Below are 16,305 nucleotides of genomic sequence, written 5' to 3'. Positions count from 1 at the left end.
TTTCATTGTTTTTGCATGTCGGGAACGAACCGGGTGAAGGTAACGCGATTATGTCGATCGCGCCAAAGATATCGATAAGCTCACCATAACGGGCGGACATTGAGGCTTGCATTCTAGTGCCCAGGCCAAAACGGAGCTGACTTCAGCTTCATTCGATCTCAAAAATCCCGGCATTCTCCTCCGGATCGCGCAGTCCTTTGTACGACGACTGCCGCAGTTTGCCGTCATGCGTCCATGCGCGATATTCGACCTCGGCAACCAGGGCTGGCTTCACCCAGACGATATATTTGCGCCGGCCTGAATATTCCACAAGTGGCTTCTTCACCTTGAGCTTGTCGAGTGCGGCGCGCAGCTCATTCGCCGTTCGTTCATTAAAGCCGGTCCCCACCGATCCGACATAGACAAGCTTGCGGCCTTGGCGCGCTCCGAGCAGCAGTGAACCGATCCCTGCCCGCGCAACAAAGGAATGCTCATAGCCGACGATCGCGAAGCCGTCGCTCTGGATGCATTTGATCTTCTGCCAGTCGCCACGCCGGCCGGAGCGATAGGTGCTCTCACGGTCTTTCGCGATGATGCCCTCAAGGCCGTGTTCGCGGGCAGCAAAATACAGCCGGTCTCCGTCTGCCTCGATCTCTTCAGAAAGCCGGATGACATCGTCCCTGCTCTTGATCAGACCCTCCAAGAGATGCCGCCGAGCGGTGAATTCCAACGGCCTCAGATCATGGCCGTCGAAATAGAGAAGATCGAACGCCATGAAGATCGCATCGGTCGAGATGCGCTTTCCGCCCCGATCGCCGAGCGATTGTTGCAGCAGTCCGAAATCCGACCGGCCCTGCGCGTCGAGAACGACTGCCTCGCCATCAAGGATCGCCGTCGCCACGTCTAGCTTCTTCGCCGCTTTTGCGATGGCCGGAAAGCGATCCGTCCAATCGTGGCCGCCTCTGGTAATAATCCGAACGCCTTTCGGCTCGATATGCACAGCCAGGCGATAGCCGTCCCATTTTATTTCGAAAGCCCACTCCCGCCCTTTAGGCGGTCTGGTGCCGTCGATCTGAACAGGAGCGGCAGCACGATCAACCCAAGCGGCGTCAACCCTGCCATCCCGTCATCGCCTGCCTGCACGAATGCAGCGGGGCAGCAGGACGACGCGGCAACCGGGACCTCCGGGCTCGGCTGCCCGCCACTTCCTCGATAAGGTCGCGAGACGTAGATTGGCTTTAAGAGCGCCCTGACTGCAAAAAAGCGAGCGGTCACCTGGCAGGCGTGACAGCTGGCGGCATCATTTCTGCCAAAAATTCAGTCCTCCGTCGCACCTTGCGCATCTGCCGCGATCAAACCCGATTGCAGGCGACAAATATCCCGCTAATATACCCATGTGCACGGTCCTTCTTAGGGGAACGCAAAGGGCTGGCTGCGCGTTTTGGCGTAAACGCTGGAGGAATACGCCTATGGCAACGGAAAGATGGGGAAATCCGGTCAAAGTCGGCTTCGAAAACGCCGATGCGCGAACCGTGAACGGCCCGTTCGATGCATTGAAATGTCTTACCGATCTTTGGCCCGCAAATCGCGGGCTTCGTTATCTTAAGGCCCGCAGCGTCTGCCGCGCGGCGCTCGATGGACGCAAGACCGCCGAGGAGGCCCGCGCCGAGTTTCTGGCGGCGGCGGAAGAAGCCAAGCTGAAGCTGCACTGACGGGTGCACCACGGCCAACTGTAGTCGGAATTGCTGCCCTGTGCCGCTCAGGCATGGTTGTTCATTTTCATTTGACTGTTGAATGAGGATCGGCTGGAAACCCGTGCTGAAGGCGTTGCACGCGAGCGCTGGCTACCCATGAAACTGCAGCCATCATGATGATGGTCGATGATGGTCAGAGGCTCATTCCCTCAGCCATGCGTAGGCCTTGTCAGGGCAGAATCCCCGTAGCCTTTCTTCAGCAGTTGCTGTCGCTTTCTATCTCGAGATAGCCGACGCCGATGATGGTGCCGTCCGGAGCACGGATGAAGGATGGCAGATAATGCGCGTCGGCCGGCTCACAGGCAGGCGCGCCGGTATATTCATTGAGCGCAATCTGATCCTGCGGCAGTGCCGAATAATAATCGATATCGGTTTTGAGTGAGGCGGATGCAGGTGTGGCAAATGCGGCGGATGCAACAAGAAGTGCGGCAGCCCCCAGTCGGAATGTCGTCCTCATAACAGTCTCCGGCGTTGAATTCAGACGATCAAACACGTGAGGTGCAGTTTTTGTTCCCGCTTTTTCTTGCGCATTCTCGCGAGAATCCTTTGGAACTTTTCTTTCGCTTGAAAAAGTTTAATTGAATTGTCTCAAATCCCGTCATCCGAAGTAGAAATTGCCATGAGAACACTGATGCTTATCATTATTGCAGCGATGATCGCCTCGATTCTCAGTATCCTGGTGGTCAAACCTTTCGACAAGGGCGGGGGAAATGACGACACGCCCCCGGAGACGATCCAGCAACCAGAACCGAACTGACCGGTCGCACCGCAACAGAGGCTTACACGCTTCAAAGCGGTTTTCCCTTGCATCCCGGCGCGCCGAGCTGATCGGAATCAACCATTGTCTTTGAAACCACCCTTAGCGTGCGGTAGCGGGTCGCCCATATGCAACGGATCGACAGCCGGGGTCGTTCAATGAAAGTGATCATTTCGGCAATTTTCGCAGCGGTCTTCTGTGCGCCTGCACATCCTCCGGCAGATCGGAGCCCACGCCCATTCGCGGCAGCTTGACCTATGGCGGGCAGCCGCGAACCAAACTGACAAAATCACCCGTCGGCAGCGCCGTTTACAACAATTTCTACAATTCAAGCGGCAACCGGGTGCGGGAAACCTACATTCTCCAGCCAGATCGGAGCTTGAAACTCATGCGGCAGGAAGTGGTGTCCGCCGTTCACTAAAGCTTGCGCTTGACAGGAATCATTATCGAGAACATTCAAGGAACGCCTAATCTGTCCGCGCCGTCATGCGTGCGGGCGCCAACCGGATGGCTGGATGTATCTCGAAAAGCTCAATCCACAGCAGCGCATGGCAGTCGAACACGGCACGCTTGCCGGCGGTAGCCACGTCGCAGGTCCGCTTCTGGTGATCGCCGGCGCGGGTTCCGGCAAGACGAACACGCTGGCGCACCGCGTTGCGCATCTGATCGTCAAGGGTGCGGATCCGCGCCGCATCCTGCTGATGACTTTCTCCCGCCGAGCGGCCTTCGAGATGGCGCGCCGCGTCGAGCGGATTTGCGCTGAGGTTCTTGGCAGGAATTCCGGCATCATGGCCGATGCGCTGGCCTGGAGCGGTACCTTCCATGGGATCGGCGCGCGGCTGCTTCGCGATTATGCCGAGCAGATCGGGGTTGACCCCGCCTTCACCATCCATGACCGCGAAGACAGCGCCGATCTGATGAACCTCGTTCGTCACGATCTCGGCTTCTCGAAAATGGAAAGCCGCTTCCCGACCAAGGGTACCTGCCTTGCGATCTATTCACGGGCCGTGAATTCGCAGACGGAGCTGCCCCTGGTCCTGCGTGACGCCTTCCCCTGGTGTGCTGCATGGGAAAAGCAGCTCCGCGAACTTTTCGCCGCCTATGTCGAGGCCAAGCAGACCCAGAACGTTCTCGACTATGACGATCTGCTCCTCTACTGGGCGCAGATGGTTGCCGAACCATTGATCGCCGAGGATATCGGCGGCCGCTTCGATCATTTGCTCGTCGACGAGTATCAGGATACGAACCGCCTGCAGGCCTCCATCCTGCTTGCCTTGAAGCCTGAGGGACAGGGGCTTACCGTCGTTGGGGACGATGCGCAGTCGATCTATTCCTTCCGCGCCGCCACAGTCCGCAACATCCTCGATTTCCCGGCCTCATTCAGCCCGCCGGCCAATATTGTCACGCTCGATCGCAACTATCGTTCGACGCAACCCATTCTCGCCGCGGCCAATGCCGTCATTGATCTTGCCTCGGAGCGCTTCACCAAGAACTTATGGACGGAGCGGCAATCGGGCGAGCGCCCGCGCCTCGTCACGGTGCGCGACGAGGCCGACCAGGCCCGGTATGTTGCCGACAAGGTGCTTGAGAACCGCGAAGAGGGCACGCGGCTGAAGAACCAGGCGGTGCTTTTCCGCGCCTCGCACCACAGCGGCGCGCTGGAAGTCGAGCTCACCCGCCGCAACATTCCCTTCGTGAAATTCGGCGGCCTGAAATTTCTCGACAGCGCGCATGTCAAGGACATGCTGGCCGTCCTGCGCTTTGCGCTCAATCCGCGCGACCGGGTCGCCGGCTTCCGGCTGATGCAGATCCTGCCGGGCGTCGGACCCTCGACGGCCCAGCGGGCACTCGACCAGATGGCGGAGGATCCAAGTCCCTTGCAGGCCCTCGCCGACATGCCCGCCCCGCCGCGCGCCGGCGAGGATTGGACCTCCTTCGTTTCGGTCATGCAGGAGCTGAGATCCAAGAAAGCCGGCTGGCCCGCCGAAATCGGCCTGGTCCGAGAATGGTATCAGCCGCATCTCGAGCGGCTGCACGAGGATGCCGCAACGCGTCAGGCCGATCTCCTGCAGCTCGAGCAAATCGCCGGCGGCTACCCGTCGCGCGAACGCTTCCTGACCGAACTGACGCTCGATCCGCCTGATGCGACCAGCGACCAGGCGGGCGTGCCGTTGCTCGACGAGGACTATCTGATCCTCTCGACTATCCATTCGGCCAAGGGTCAGGAGTGGACCAAGGTCTTCATGTTGAACGTCGTCGACGGCTGCATTCCGTCGGATCTCGGCGTTGGCACTAGGGCGGAAATAGAGGAGGAGCGGCGCCTGCTTTATGTCGCGATGACGCGCGCCAGGGACAATCTCGATCTCGTCGTCCCGCAGCGCTTCTTCACGCACGGGCAGAATGCGCAGGGAGACCGGCACGTCTATGCCTCGCGCACCCGCTTCATCCCGGCGACACTGCTGCAATTTTTCGAGGTCTGCGGTTGGCCGCAGGTCAAGAGTGAAAGCGCCTCCGCGCAACAGGCGCGCCAAGTCCGCATCGATGTCGGCGCCCGCATGCGCGGTATGTGGCGCTAGAGGGCAAGCGGGCGATCGGCCGGTTTGAAGAACGGCGCGAGCACCTCTGCGTTTACCGCCTCGATGGTTGAAGGCGACCATTTCGGATTCCTATCCTTGTCGATCACCGCCGCCCGCACGCCCTCATAAAAGTCCGCGGATTTCAATATCTGCATACAGGCCCCTAACTCACGGTTCAGGCAGGCGGCGAGATTGACGCTCTGCCGTCCTTCCCTCAGCAGACGCAAAGTCAATTTCAGGCTCGTCGGCGAGCGCGTCTGCAGGGTCTTCCGTGTTTTGGCGGCGAATTCGCCTTCGTCAGCGGCGAGCGCTTCCATAACCTCTTCGACGCGATCGAAACAGAAGGCATGGTCGATCAACGGCCGAACGGCCTGCAGGCGGCTTTCGGTCGCCTTGCCGGCAACATGCTTCAGCAGAGCCTCGCAAGCTACCGGCGATGACCCGACCGGCAACCGAGCCAACGCGTCGATGACATTCGGCAGCCGCGACGACGGGATCTCAAAATCGGCAAGGCCGGCATAGATGGCATCCGCCGCATTCAGCTCCTGGCCGGTCAATCCTGTCCATGTTCCCGTCTGGCCGGGCATGCGCGGCAGCAGCCAGGTCGCTCCTACATCCGGGAAATAACCGATGCCGGTTTCCGGCATCGCAAGCCTCGTCCGCTCCGTCACGATGCGGTGCCGCCCATGCGCCGAAAGGCCGACGCCACCGCCCATGGTGATACCATCCATCAGGGCGACATAGGGTTTAGCGTAGCTTGCGATGCGGTGGTTGAGCGTGAACTCCTCGCGCCAGAACGTCTCCGCAAGGTCGGAACCCGAGCGCCCGCTTTCGTGAAGTGCACGAATATCACCGCCGGCGCAGAAGCCGCGGTCGCCCTCACCCGTCACCACCACGCTTGCAACGCCGTCATCATCCGCGAATTCGTCGAGCGCCGCGTCGATCATGCGCACCATGTCGAGCGTCAGGCTGTTCAGCGCCTTCGGCCGATTGAGGCGGATGATCCCCGCCGTGCCGCGCCGTTCGATAATGACTTCCCGTTCGTGATTGTTCTGCATGTCCGCCGTCCACCCTCGATTGACCCCCCATCAATAAACAGAGGGAGCGCTTCGTTCCAGTGGACTTTGCGTCGAAAAACAGGCGTGATCGCTTTTAGAAGGAAGCCGCGGCAAGGGCACGGTGCACACCCTGCAGCTCCCCGACCCTGCGGTTGATCAGCGCCAGCTCCCAGTCCAGTGCGCTGCGAACGATCGTCTCAAGGGAATCGTATTTCGGCGTCCAGTCCAGCACGCGATGCGCCAAGGTGGCGTCGGCGACGACACTTGCGGCATCGCCCGGACGGCGTGGCGCCATATGAATCTTGAACGCGTAGCCGTGCAGGCGCACCACCATGTTCAGAACGTCGAGCACCGTATAGCCGGAACCATAGCCACAATTCGCGACCAACGATCCCTTGCCCTTGCGCAGATGCTGCAGCGCCTTGAGGTGAGCCTCGGCAAGATCGGTGACATGGATATAGTCGCGCACGCCGGTGCCGTCATGCGTCGGATAGTCGATGCCGTAGACATGCACGCTGTCGCGCTTGCCGAGGGCTGCCTCGCAGGCGACCTTGATGAGATGCGTCGCGCCGCTGGTGGATTGTCCGGCACGGCCGTGCGGATCGGCACCTGCAACGTTGAAGTAGCGGAGCGCCACATAGTCGAAATCATAGGCCGCAGCAGCGTCGCGCAGCATGAACTCCGTCATCAGCTTCGACTGGCCATACGGATTTTCCGGGTTGAGCGGCGCTGTTTCCTTGACCGGATCGGAAGTCTTTTGCGGACCATAGACCGCCGCCGTCGACGAGAAGACGAAATGGCGCACACCGGCAGCGATCGCCGCGCTCAGGAGCGCACGCGTCTTGCCGGAATTGTTGTCGTAATAAGATAGCGGATCGGCAACCGAAGCCGGAACGACCGCGGAGCCCGCAAAATGGATGATCGCCTCGATGTCGTTCTCGATGAAAATCGTCTTGAGGACCTCGGCATCGGCGATATCCCCCAGGTAGAAGCGCGCAGCAGGCGCGACAGCCCAGCGAAAGCCGGTGGAAAGGCGATCGAGCACGACGACCTTCTCGCCTGCATCGAGCAGTGCCCAAACCATGTGACTGCCGATGTAGCCGGCGCCGCCTGTCACCAAAATTGCCATGTCCCGTTCCCTGTTTAATCGGACAGGGCATCTGACGCGGGTTTTCCTTTCAGATCTTCTTATCAGGCACCCGTTCGGACGCCTTTGAACCGGTAAGTTTGCTGCTGTGGTTAGAGGCTGATTTCCGGCTTTGCTACAATTTTAGCGAACCACCGTTTCCGGCATCAAAAAGGCTCCGGCTGCGACAGCCGGGCCTTGAGCGTCAAAGTTTCAGAATGTAATCGCAAAGCTTGTCGGCTGCTGCCTTGACCTGTAGCGGATCGCGCAGGAAACAGGCTCGCAGGAAAAGCTCGCCGCCTGCGCCGAAGGCGGTTCCGGGCGCCAGTCCGACGCCCGTCTTGTCGACGATGTCCAGCGCTGCTTTGCGGCTGTCGGTGACGCCGTCGATCTTCAAAAAGGCGTAGAGCGCACCGTCCGGCTTCAACGTCTCGACGCGGTTTGTGGCAATCAGTGCATCGCAGAGGATGTCGCGCGAAAGAGCCGCCTTCTGGATATTGGCCTCGACGAACGCATCGCCCTCGGTGAGGGCTGCCACCGCACCCTTCTGCATGAATTGCGCGACGCCCGAGGTCGAATATTGGATCAGGTTTTCGAGCACCTGCCCGGTTTCCGCTGGCGCCACGATCCAGCCGACACGCCAGCCGGTCATCGACCAGTTCTTCGAGAAGGAATTGACGAACATGACCTTGTCGCCCGGTACCATGATATCAAGAAAAGAAGGCGCACGGGTTCCGGCGTAGAAATATCGGGCATAAATTTCATCCGCCATGATCCAGAGATCGCGCTTGCGGGCAAGTTCAAGGAGGTCCGCGAGATCCCTCTTCGTGGCGGTCCACCCTGTCGGATTGGATGGCGTGTTGATGAACAGCGCCCTTGTCTTCGGGGTGAGTGCCGCTTCGATGCGATTGAGATCGACCACCCATTTGCCGCCCTCGAACTGAAGCTCAACGCCGACGGAGCGGGCACCGGCAATTTCCAGCGCAGCGGCGATATTCGGCCAGGCGGGCGTCAGGTAGACCAGTTCGTCGCCCGGCGACGTCAATGCCTGCACCGCAATCTGGATCGCCTGCATGCCTGAGCCGGTGACATAGAAATGCTCAGCGGGCAGGCTGATGCCGAAATGCCGGGCGTAATAGTCAGATAGTGCCTGGCGAAGCTCCGGAATGCCGCGCTGCCAGGTATAGAAGGTCTCTCCCGCTGCCAGCGCGTCCATTGCCGCCCGGCTGATGAAATTCGGTGTCGGAAGATCCCCCTCGCCGACCCAGAGCGGTAGCAGGCCATCGCGGCCACGGGCATAATTGACGACTTCGACGATCCCGCTTTCTGGCGCCGAAACGGCGCGCGGGCTGAGGCTGTTCATAATCGACATGCAGATCTCCGGTTTTCGCCTTCATAGTACAAAACCGGGCGCAAATCCCATGAGAATGCGTGATGCCGCATCGCTTTTCGTTATGAATCAACCTCGCAAAGTACGGGCTGCGAGCCTTGATCAGACCGCCGGGCGCTTGGCCAGCAGATCGCGGATTTCCGTGAGGAGCGCGACATCGGCCGGCGGCGGCGCCTCCTCCGCTGCCTTTTGCTCGTTGCGCTCGACCTGCCTGCGCAGCATATTCACGCCCTTGATCATCAGGAAGATGATCCAGGCAAGGATCAGGAAATTGATGACCACGGTGATGAAATTGCCATAGGCGAAGACAGCACCCTGCGCGCGGGCTGCGGCAAGCGTCGGCGCGTTGACCGCAGACGAAAGACCGAAGAAGTAGTTGGAAAAATCGAAACCGCCGAAAACGGCACCGACGATCGGCATGATGATATCGTCGACCAGCGATTTGACGATGCCGCCGAAAGCACCGCCGATGATGACGCCGACGGCAAGGTCCATGACGTTGCCTCGGGCGATAAAGGCCTTGAATTCATTGAGCATCCGATCTGTCTCCCTCTGATGCGCTCTCACGGACAGTCCCCTGTTTTTATTAGCTACATCTCTTGATTGATTATTCAATTGCAAAATTGAAACAACCAGGACCTTCCTGCGCCTTGGACTTAATGCCTAGATCATCGCAATTTCCAAGACCGATGATTTCCCTTAGTCTTGATGTCTTTTGAAAGAACCGGCAAATGGCGCGCCGGTGGAGGGTCGATGCTTCAAGGCTGGGTTATTATCGCGTTTGCCTTCGGCTATCTGCTGCTGCTTTTTGCGGTCGCAAGCTATGGTGACCGTAGAAGCCAGAGGCTGGGCATACCGGACGGCGGCTGGCCGATCGTCTATGCGCTGAGCCTTGCGATCTACTGCACCTCCTGGACCTATTTCGGCGGCGTCGGGCTCGCTTCGCAGCGCGGCCTTGAATTTGCCGGGATCTATATCGGCCCGATCCTCGTCTTCACGCTCGGCATGCCGGTGCTGCGGCGGATCATCGAACTTGCCAAGGCCGAAAAGCTTACCTCCGTCGCGGACTTCCTCGCCGCCCGCTATGGGAAGAATCCCACGGTCGCAACGATCGTGGCGCTGATCTCGCTGATTGGCACAATTCCTTATATCGCACTGCAGCTGAAGGCGATCAGCAGCACGGTGACCGCGATGGTCAATCCTTCGGATTATGGCATTGGCAGCGGCAACCTCTACTTCCTCGATCTGCCGCTGATCGCAACCCTGGTGCTTGCCTGCTTCGCCGTCATGTTCGGCACGCGGCACACCGATGCGACAGAGCACCAGGACGGACTGATCCTCGCCGTTTCGATGGAATCGCTGGTCAAGCTCGTCGCCTTCCTGACCGCCGGCATCTGCGTCATCTGGTTTCTCTTCGATGGGCCTGCCGACCTTTGGCGGAAAAGCGTGGACAACCAGTTGGTCAACGCAACCCTCAACTACAAGACGCCGATCAGCCGTTGGATCACGCTGATACTGCTGTCGGCTATTGCGATCATCATGCTACCGCGCCAGTTTCACGTCACCGTCGTCGAAAACCGCTCGGCAAAACAGCTGCGGCTCGCCGGCTATCTCTTTCCGCTCTATCTCATTGCCATCAATCTCTTCGTGCTGCCGGTGGCGATTGGCGGCCTGCTGACCTTCGGCGGCGCAGGCAATGCCGACTTTTACGTGCTGTCCCTGCCGCTTGCCGGGCAGATGCAGATCGTTTCGCTGATCACCTTCATCGGCGGCTTTTCGGCGGCGACCGCAATGGTCATCGTCGATTCCGTTGCGCTTTCCATCATGGTGTCGAACGACATCATCATGCCGATCTTCCTGCGCCGGAAGCTTGCCGGACGCAGCGGCCAGCGCGATGACTTCGCGAAAAGCCTGCTCAACATCCGCCGCAGCGCTATCTTCGCCGTCCTGCTGCTCGGCTATGCCTATTACCGCTCGACCGACAGCACGACCGGCCTTGCCTCGATCGGCCTTTTGTCCTTCGCCGCGATCGCACAGATCGCACCCGCCTTCTTCGGCGGACTTATCTGGCGGCGGGCCAATGCACGCGGCGCCATTCTCGGCCTCACGTCGGGTTTCGTCATCTGGTTCTACCTGCTCTTTCTGCCTTCGCTCGGCGGGCCGGATTATTCCTATGTCGCGACCGCCTTCCTCAGCTTCATCTTTCCGGGCACGGCGCTTTTTGCAGCAGCCGATGCCGATCCACTCGTCAATGCCACAGCGATGAGCCTGCTTATCAATACCGGCTTCTTCATCGTCGGCTCGATGACGCGCAACGCCCGTCCGCTGGAGCGCATCCAGGCAGGCATCTTCGTGAAGGGGCAGTCGCGCTCGCAGTTTGCGACCCGCGGATGGAAGACCCGCATCAGCGTCGGCGACCTGAAAACAGCAATCTCGCGCTATCTCGGCGAAGAGCGCATGCAGCGATCGCTTACAACATACGAGCAGAATTCCGGGCGCAAGCTGGAGGACGACCAGCCAGCCGACATGGCGCTCATCCACTTCACCGAACAACTGCTCGGCAGCGCCATCGGATCCTCCTCCGCGCGGTTGGTGCTTTCGCTGATCTTGCAGAAGACCGAGGACGCATCCGCCGACACGGCATGGCTGCTCGACCAGGCAAGCGAGGCGCTGCAGTATAACCAGGACATGCTGCAGACGGCGCTTTCGCAGATGGACCAGGGCATTGCCGTCTTCGACAGCTCCAACCAGCTGACGATCTGGAACCGGCGCTTCCGCCAGCTTCTCGACCTGCCGGAGGATGTCGGCCGTGTCGGCTTTCCGCTTTCGGAAATCGTGGCGATCTTGAGCCAGCGCGGTGACGTTCCAGCCGCCGAACTCAGCCAGACGGTGCGGCATTTCCTGACGCTCGACAAACCCTTCTCGCTCGTTCTCGGCGGCGGCGCACGGATCATCGAAGTGCGGTCCAACGCTATGCCGGACAAGGGCATCGTGGCGACCTTTACCGACATTACCCAGCGTGTTGCGGCCGACCAGGCACTGAAGCAGGCAAACGAGACGCTGGAGCAGCGCGTTGCCGAGCGAACGGCGGAGCTCACGCGAGTGAACCGCGAACTCGGCGAGGCGCGAGCGGCCGCCGATGAAGCGAACATCGGCAAGACCCGCTTCTTTGCCGCCGCCGGCCACGACATCCTGCAACCGCTGAATGCGGCGCGGCTTTACTCCTCCGCCCTCGTCGAGCGCATCGCGCAGTCCGAAAACGGGCCGATCGTGCGCAATATCGATTCTGCCCTGGAATCGGTCGAAACCATTCTGGGGGCCGTTCTCGACATCTCGCGGCTTGATACGGGTGCGATGCGGCCGCGCCTGACATCCGTGCCGCTGGCCGGCCTGCTGGAGCGCATCGAGACCGATTTTGCGCCGATTGCCCGGGCGAAGAAGCTGAAGCTTGTCGTGATGCCGACATCGCTGCGGGTCCGCTCCGATCCCAACCTGCTGCGGCGCCTCGTGCAGAACCTTGTTTCCAACGCCATCAAATATACGTTGACCGGCAAGGTGCTGGTCGGCGCCCGGCGGCGGGGAAACCAGGTGGTGATCCAGGTGATGGATTCGGGCATCGGCATCCCGCCCTCGAAGTTCCGCACCGTCTTCAAGGAATTCGCGCGCCTCGACGAAGGCGCGAAAACGGCCTCCGGCCTCGGCCTCGGCCTTTCGATCGTCGACCGCATCGCCCGCGTCCTCAACCATCCGGTCGAGCTGCATTCGACGCACGGCAAGGGCACGGATTTCCGCATCGTCATGCCACTCGATGTTTCCAAGGCCGGTGCGGCACCGTCCTCGGCAGCGGCGACCGATCGGTTGCCGCAACCGCTCAAGGGATTAAGGATCCTTTGCATCGACAACGAGCCGAAGATCCTCGAAGGCATGCGGCTCTTGATTTCCGGGTGGGGTTGCGAGGTGGAGGCTATCGACTCCCTGGCCATGGCTTCGGGTTTCGATACGCGTCAGCCCGCGCCCGATCTCATCATCGCGGACTATCATCTCGGTGACGGGACCGGAATGTCCGCGATCTTAAGTTTGCGAAAGTGCTTCGGGACCGATCTCCCGGCGCTGCTGGTGACCGCCGACCGGACACCGGAGGTCAGGGTGGAGGCGGAGCGCCACGGCATCGCCATCCAGCACAAGCCGGTGCGCCCGGCCGCCCTTCGCGCCTTCATCACGCAGATTTCCGGGCTGAAGCGCGCAGCGGCGGAGTGATATAAAAGGCGCTTGGCGCAAACGAAAAAAAGGCCGGGCTAACCCGACCTTCCTGCCATCTCGACGAAACGTGCCAGTACATCCGTGGTCACGTTCCGGAGATGATATTCTCAAGCCTTGCGAGGCTCAGGCCGCCTGAAGACGGTCTGCCGACATCTTGCCCGAACGCTTGTCGGAAACGAGCTCGTAGGAAAGCTTCTGGCCTTCCTGGAGGTCGCGCATTCCGGCACGCTCGACAGCGGAGATGTGGACGAAAACGTCGGCTGCGCCGTCATCCGGCTGAATGAAGCCGAAGCCCTTGGTTGCGTTGAACCACTTAACGGTACCTGTGTTCATGACGATATCCTTTAAAATCGTACGTAGAAGATAACGCACCGGCCAAAGCCGACGCGCGATGAAGACCGATTTTGGAGGAAGTTCGCCAGGAACGGCACAAATGGCCGAAACAAAGTCCATCTAGCAAGATCGATGTGCAGGCATTTACGCGAAAATTGTCTCCAGCGCAAGGCGGAACGAGAAGGAGCGCAATTTTCGTTCCTGATGGGCAGTCATACGATACCGGGGTTCCTCACCCGTCCGGCACTTTCATGCGCCGGTTTCCTCATCCTCCGCATTGCGCATACGCGCTGTCGTTGGGTGCGAAATTTGACCGAAGACTCGTTTTATCTCGCGGGCACGATGCAGAACTGATTGCCCTGCGGGTCCTTCATCACCGTATAGCCTGGTTCCCTTCGCTGGACGCTGCCGCCTAGCGCGGTGATGCGTTCGATTGCGGCTGGAACATCATCGACGGCAATATCCAGATGGACCCGGTTGTTGCTGTAATCGCGCAGCGGGACGCGCTGGAAACAGAGCGACGGGCCGGGGCCGTCCACCATCACGGTCGGGTCCGTCTCCGGCGTAAACCCACGCTTCGCCAATCGGCTGATTTCGGCGTCGTCATAGGGACGGACCTGGTAGCCATCGAGAATTGCCGCCCAGAAGGCGGCGAGGCGCGAGGGGGTTTCAGCTTCGATGACGATTTCGGCGATAGTGGCCATGAAAGTCTCCTGGGAACGGGCGCGCCCCTTGCTGCGTCACCTTGAGCCTTGACAGACTAAACACAAATCATTGAGGCGGCTCACGCCACCTCCTTCTCCTTTGCATACGGATCAAACCGGCCATAAAACGTCTCGTCCTTCGCGGCCATGTCGTTCAGCAGCGACGTCGGCTTGAAATGCAATCCGTAAGAAGCGGCTAACGTTTCACACAATTCCACGAACTTCTTGGCGCCCATGCCGTCGATGTAGCTGAGCGCGCCGCCAGTATAAGGCGCGAAGCCGAAGCCGAGGATGGAGCCGACGTCGGCCTCGCGGGGGTCGGTGACGATGCCTTCTTCGACCGTGCGGGCGGCTTCGAGCGCGATGGTGACCAGGAAGCGCTGCTTGAGGGTGTTGACGTCCACGCCCTCTGCCTTCTTCTGCGGGTAGAAGGACTTCAGTTCGGGCCAGAGGGACTTCTTTGCGGGCTTCGCAGGGTAGTCGTAGAAGCCCTTGGAGTTCTTGCGGCCGAAGCGGCCTTCCTTTTCCACCATGCGGGAGACGAGCTCCATGTGGCGGGGGTCGATCGCCTTTTCGCCCAGGTCCGCGACCGTGGCCTTGAGGATCTTCAGCGACAGGTCGATGGCGACCTCGTCGTTCAGCGCCAAGGGGCCGACCGGCATGCCGGCCATCTTGGCGGCGTTCTCGATCATCGCAGGCGGCACGCCTTCGATGAGCATGTCATAGCTTTCGGCCATGTAGCGCAGCACGCAGCGATTGACGAAGAAGCCGCGGGTGTCGTTGACGACGATCGGCGTCTTCTTGATGGCGGCGACATAATCCAGCGCCACGGCGAGCGTATTGTCGCCGGTTTCCTTGCCGAGGATGACTTCGGTCAGCATCATCTTTTCCACCGGCGAGAAGAAGTGGATGCCGATGAAATTTTCCGGGCGTTTGGAATTTTTCGCCAGGCCGGTGATCGGCAGGGTCGAGGTGTTGGAGGCAAAAATCGCGCCTTCGGAGAGCACTTCCTCGACGGCTTCGATGACGTCCTTCTTGACCTCGCGATCTTCGAAGACGGCTTCGATGACGAGATTGGCGTCCTTCAGATCGGCGTAATCGGCAGATGGAGTGATGCGGGAGAGGATGGCGACACCCTCTTCCTGCGTAAGACGCCCCTTACCGATGGACTCCTTCACCAGGCCTTCGCCGGTCGCCTTGCCCTTGTTGGCCGCGTCCATATCGCGATCTATCAGGATGACGTCGATACCGGCGGCGGCCGTAACATAGGCGATCGAGGCGCCCATGAAGCCGGCGCCGACGACGCCGACTTTCTTCAGGTCGGTCTTGGGCACACCTGCCGGGCGGCGGGCCCCCTTGCCAAGCTCCTGCATCGAGATGAAGAGCGAGCGGATCATCGAGAAGGCTTCGGTGGTCTGCAGCACCTGCGTGAAATAGCGCTGCTCGATCTTCAGCGCCGTATCGAAAGGCACCTGCAGGCCTTCATAGACACATTTGAGGATGGCAAGCGCGCCCGGATAATTCCCGGCGGTCTCGCGGCGCAAGATCGCGGGAGCGGCCGGCCAGAGCTGTGCGGAGGCAGGCGTCCAGATGCCGCCGCCGGGCGCCTTGAAGCCTTTCTCATCCCAAGGAGCGACGGGCTTCAGGCCATCCTTGATCATCTGCTTGGCAGCCGGGATGAGCTGGTCCGGCTCGACCACCTGATGCACGAGATTCATTGCCTTGGCGCGGGAGGCAGAGAGCGACTGACCGGTCGTCATCATCTGCAGGGCGGACTGGGCATCGGCCAGGCGCGCGACGCGCTGCGTGCCGCCGGCCCCGGGGAAAATGCCGACCTTGACCTCAGGCAGCGCGATCTTCACCGACTTGGCATTGGAGGCGACGCGGCCATGGCAGGCGAGCGACATTTCCAAGGCACCGCCCATGCAGGTGCCGTTGATCGCCGAGACCCAGGGCTTGCCGCAGGTTTCGAGCTTGCGGAAGAGGCCGGTCATGCGGCCGACGAGATCGAACAGTTTCTGCGCAGCGGTTTGCGGGTTTGCAGCCTTCTCCTGCTGGTAGAGGGTAAACATCGACTTGATCATCGACAGGTCCGCGCCACCGGAGAAGGTGGACTTGCCGGAGGTGATGACGACGCCCTTGACGGCGGTATCGGCAACCGTGGCGTCGACGATGGCGTTCAGCTCGTCCATTACCTCTTCGGTGAAGACGTTCATGGACTTGCCGGGCATATCCCAGGTGACGAGCGCAATGCCGTCGGCGTCGGTTCTAACGGTGAAGTTCTTATAGGTATTCATGGCGGGACTCCTCTCCCTTGAAATCTCTTCCAGCAGTGCGACCTTGTACGGCCCCTTTCTTTGCCGTCATG

At 60.3% G+C, this 16,305-nt stretch carries 12 protein-coding genes and 2 pseudogenes; 5 read left to right on the top strand and 9 right to left on the bottom strand.

Going from position 1 to position 16,305, the window contains the following annotated elements:
- Positions 1 to 148 precede the first annotated feature (148 nt).
- Positions 149 to 1,039 (bottom strand): annotated as a pseudogene (ligD, locus tag RGR602_RS03060) (non-homologous end-joining DNA ligase); the annotation flags it as partial.
- A gap of 409 nt (positions 1,040 to 1,448) precedes the next feature.
- On the opposite strand from ligD, the gene RGR602_RS03055 reads away from it, so the two are divergent.
- Positions 1,449 to 1,691 carry a DUF982 domain-containing protein gene (locus tag RGR602_RS03055; RefSeq protein WP_039843888.1) on the top strand — a complete coding sequence of 81 codons (243 nt, stop codon included), beginning with the start codon at positions 1,449 to 1,451 and terminating at the stop codon, positions 1,689 to 1,691.
- A 238-nt stretch (positions 1,692 to 1,929) separates the two neighbouring features.
- Here RGR602_RS03055 and RGR602_RS03050 read toward each other — a convergent pair whose 3' ends face one another.
- Positions 1,930 to 2,190 carry a hypothetical protein gene (locus RGR602_RS03050; RefSeq protein ID WP_039843887.1) on the bottom strand — a complete coding sequence of 87 codons (261 nt, stop codon included), beginning with the start codon at positions 2,188 to 2,190 and terminating at the stop codon, positions 1,930 to 1,932.
- 174 nt (positions 2,191 to 2,364) lie between these two features.
- Here RGR602_RS03050 and RGR602_RS39160 point away from each other — a divergent pair, with 174 nt between their 5' ends.
- From RGR602_RS39160 to RGR602_RS03040, 3 genes and pseudogenes are all read left to right on the top strand, one after another.
- Entirely contained in the window at positions 2,365 to 2,490 is a 126-nt protein-coding gene (locus tag RGR602_RS39160; protein WP_267285084.1) for a hypothetical protein, read from the top strand.
- 158 nt (positions 2,491 to 2,648) lie between these two features.
- Positions 2,649 to 2,911: pseudogene (locus RGR602_RS38030) on the top strand (hypothetical protein).
- A gap of 94 nt (positions 2,912 to 3,005) precedes the next feature.
- Positions 3,006 to 5,066, top strand: coding sequence for an ATP-dependent helicase (locus RGR602_RS03040; RefSeq protein ID WP_039843885.1), 2,061 nt, complete (start codon positions 3,006 to 3,008; stop codon positions 5,064 to 5,066).
- Here RGR602_RS03040 and RGR602_RS03035 read toward each other — a convergent pair.
- The 4 genes from RGR602_RS03035 to mscL form a co-directional block, all read right to left on the bottom strand.
- On the bottom strand, positions 5,063 to 6,124 hold the full coding sequence (locus tag RGR602_RS03035; RefSeq protein WP_039843884.1) for an enoyl-CoA hydratase/isomerase family protein: 1,062 nt from the start codon (positions 6,122 to 6,124) through the stop codon (positions 5,063 to 5,065). The genes RGR602_RS03040 and RGR602_RS03035 overlap by 4 nt on opposite strands.
- Positions 6,125 to 6,218: 94 nt before the next feature.
- Entirely contained in the window at positions 6,219 to 7,253 is a 1,035-nt protein-coding gene (galE, locus tag RGR602_RS03030) for a UDP-glucose 4-epimerase GalE (protein WP_039843883.1), read from the bottom strand.
- Positions 7,254 to 7,455: 202 nt separating this feature from the next.
- Positions 7,456 to 8,622 carry a pyridoxal phosphate-dependent aminotransferase gene (locus RGR602_RS03025; protein WP_039843882.1) on the bottom strand — a complete coding sequence of 389 codons (1,167 nt, stop codon included), beginning with the start codon at positions 8,620 to 8,622 and terminating at the stop codon, positions 7,456 to 7,458.
- A gap of 120 nt (positions 8,623 to 8,742) precedes the next feature.
- The gene (mscL, locus tag RGR602_RS03020; RefSeq protein WP_039843881.1) at positions 8,743 to 9,177 is read right to left on the bottom strand and encodes a large conductance mechanosensitive channel protein MscL; all 435 of its coding nucleotides are present in this window, start codon (positions 9,175 to 9,177) and stop codon (positions 8,743 to 8,745) included.
- Between the two features lie 216 nt (positions 9,178 to 9,393).
- On the opposite strand from mscL, the gene RGR602_RS03015 reads away from it, so the two are divergent.
- Positions 9,394 to 12,897 carry a hybrid sensor histidine kinase/response regulator gene (locus RGR602_RS03015; RefSeq protein WP_039843880.1) on the top strand — a complete coding sequence of 1,168 codons (3,504 nt, stop codon included), beginning with the start codon at positions 9,394 to 9,396 and terminating at the stop codon, positions 12,895 to 12,897.
- Between the two features lie 126 nt (positions 12,898 to 13,023).
- Here RGR602_RS03015 and RGR602_RS03010 read toward each other — a convergent pair whose 3' ends face one another.
- The 3 genes from RGR602_RS03010 to RGR602_RS03000 form a co-directional block, all read right to left on the bottom strand.
- Positions 13,024 to 13,233 carry a cold-shock protein gene (locus RGR602_RS03010; RefSeq protein ID WP_022718262.1) on the bottom strand — a complete coding sequence of 70 codons (210 nt, stop codon included), beginning with the start codon at positions 13,231 to 13,233 and terminating at the stop codon, positions 13,024 to 13,026.
- A 326-nt stretch (positions 13,234 to 13,559) separates the two neighbouring features.
- The gene (locus tag RGR602_RS03005) at positions 13,560 to 13,937 is read right to left on the bottom strand and encodes a VOC family protein (RefSeq protein WP_039843879.1); all 378 of its coding nucleotides are present in this window, start codon (positions 13,935 to 13,937) and stop codon (positions 13,560 to 13,562) included.
- An 80-nt stretch (positions 13,938 to 14,017) separates the two neighbouring features.
- On the bottom strand, positions 14,018 to 16,234 hold the full coding sequence (locus tag RGR602_RS03000) for a 3-hydroxyacyl-CoA dehydrogenase NAD-binding domain-containing protein (RefSeq protein ID WP_039843878.1): 2,217 nt from the start codon (positions 16,232 to 16,234) through the stop codon (positions 14,018 to 14,020).
- Between the last annotated feature and the right edge of the window lie 71 nt (positions 16,235 to 16,305).

The organism is Rhizobium gallicum bv. gallicum R602sp (genome assembly GCF_000816845.1).
GTDB classification, from domain to species: Bacteria; Pseudomonadota; Alphaproteobacteria; order Rhizobiales; family Rhizobiaceae; genus Rhizobium; species Rhizobium gallicum.
This window is presented reverse-complemented; position numbering and strand designations above follow the sequence as displayed.

Excerpts from the sequence above, each read along its gene's own strand:
- RGR602_RS03055 (WP_039843888.1), top strand. The coding sequence starts at position 1,449 with ATGGCAACGGAAAGATGGGGAAATCCGGTCAAAGTCGGCTTCGAAAAC.
- RGR602_RS03050 (WP_039843887.1), bottom strand. The coding sequence starts at position 2,190 with ATGAGGACGACATTCCGACTGGGGGCTGCCGCACTTCTTGTTGCATCC.
- RGR602_RS39160 (WP_267285084.1), top strand. The coding sequence starts at position 2,365 with ATGCTTATCATTATTGCAGCGATGATCGCCTCGATTCTCAGTATCCTG.
- RGR602_RS03040 (WP_039843885.1), top strand. The coding sequence starts at position 3,006 with ATGTATCTCGAAAAGCTCAATCCACAGCAGCGCATGGCAGTCGAACAC.
- RGR602_RS03035 (WP_039843884.1), bottom strand. The coding sequence starts at position 6,124 with ATGCAGAACAATCACGAACGGGAAGTCATTATCGAACGGCGCGGCACG.
- galE (WP_039843883.1), bottom strand. The coding sequence starts at position 7,253 with ATGGCAATTTTGGTGACAGGCGGCGCCGGCTACATCGGCAGTCACATG.
- RGR602_RS03025 (WP_039843882.1), bottom strand. The coding sequence starts at position 8,622 with ATGTCGATTATGAACAGCCTCAGCCCGCGCGCCGTTTCGGCGCCAGAA.
- mscL (WP_039843881.1), bottom strand. The coding sequence starts at position 9,177 with ATGCTCAATGAATTCAAGGCCTTTATCGCCCGAGGCAACGTCATGGAC.
- RGR602_RS03015 (WP_039843880.1), top strand. The coding sequence starts at position 9,394 with ATGCTTCAAGGCTGGGTTATTATCGCGTTTGCCTTCGGCTATCTGCTG.
- RGR602_RS03010 (WP_022718262.1), bottom strand. The coding sequence starts at position 13,233 with ATGAACACAGGTACCGTTAAGTGGTTCAACGCAACCAAGGGCTTCGGC.
- RGR602_RS03005 (WP_039843879.1), bottom strand. The coding sequence starts at position 13,937 with ATGGCCACTATCGCCGAAATCGTCATCGAAGCTGAAACCCCCTCGCGC.
- RGR602_RS03000 (WP_039843878.1), bottom strand. The coding sequence starts at position 16,234 with ATGAATACCTATAAGAACTTCACCGTTAGAACCGACGCCGACGGCATT.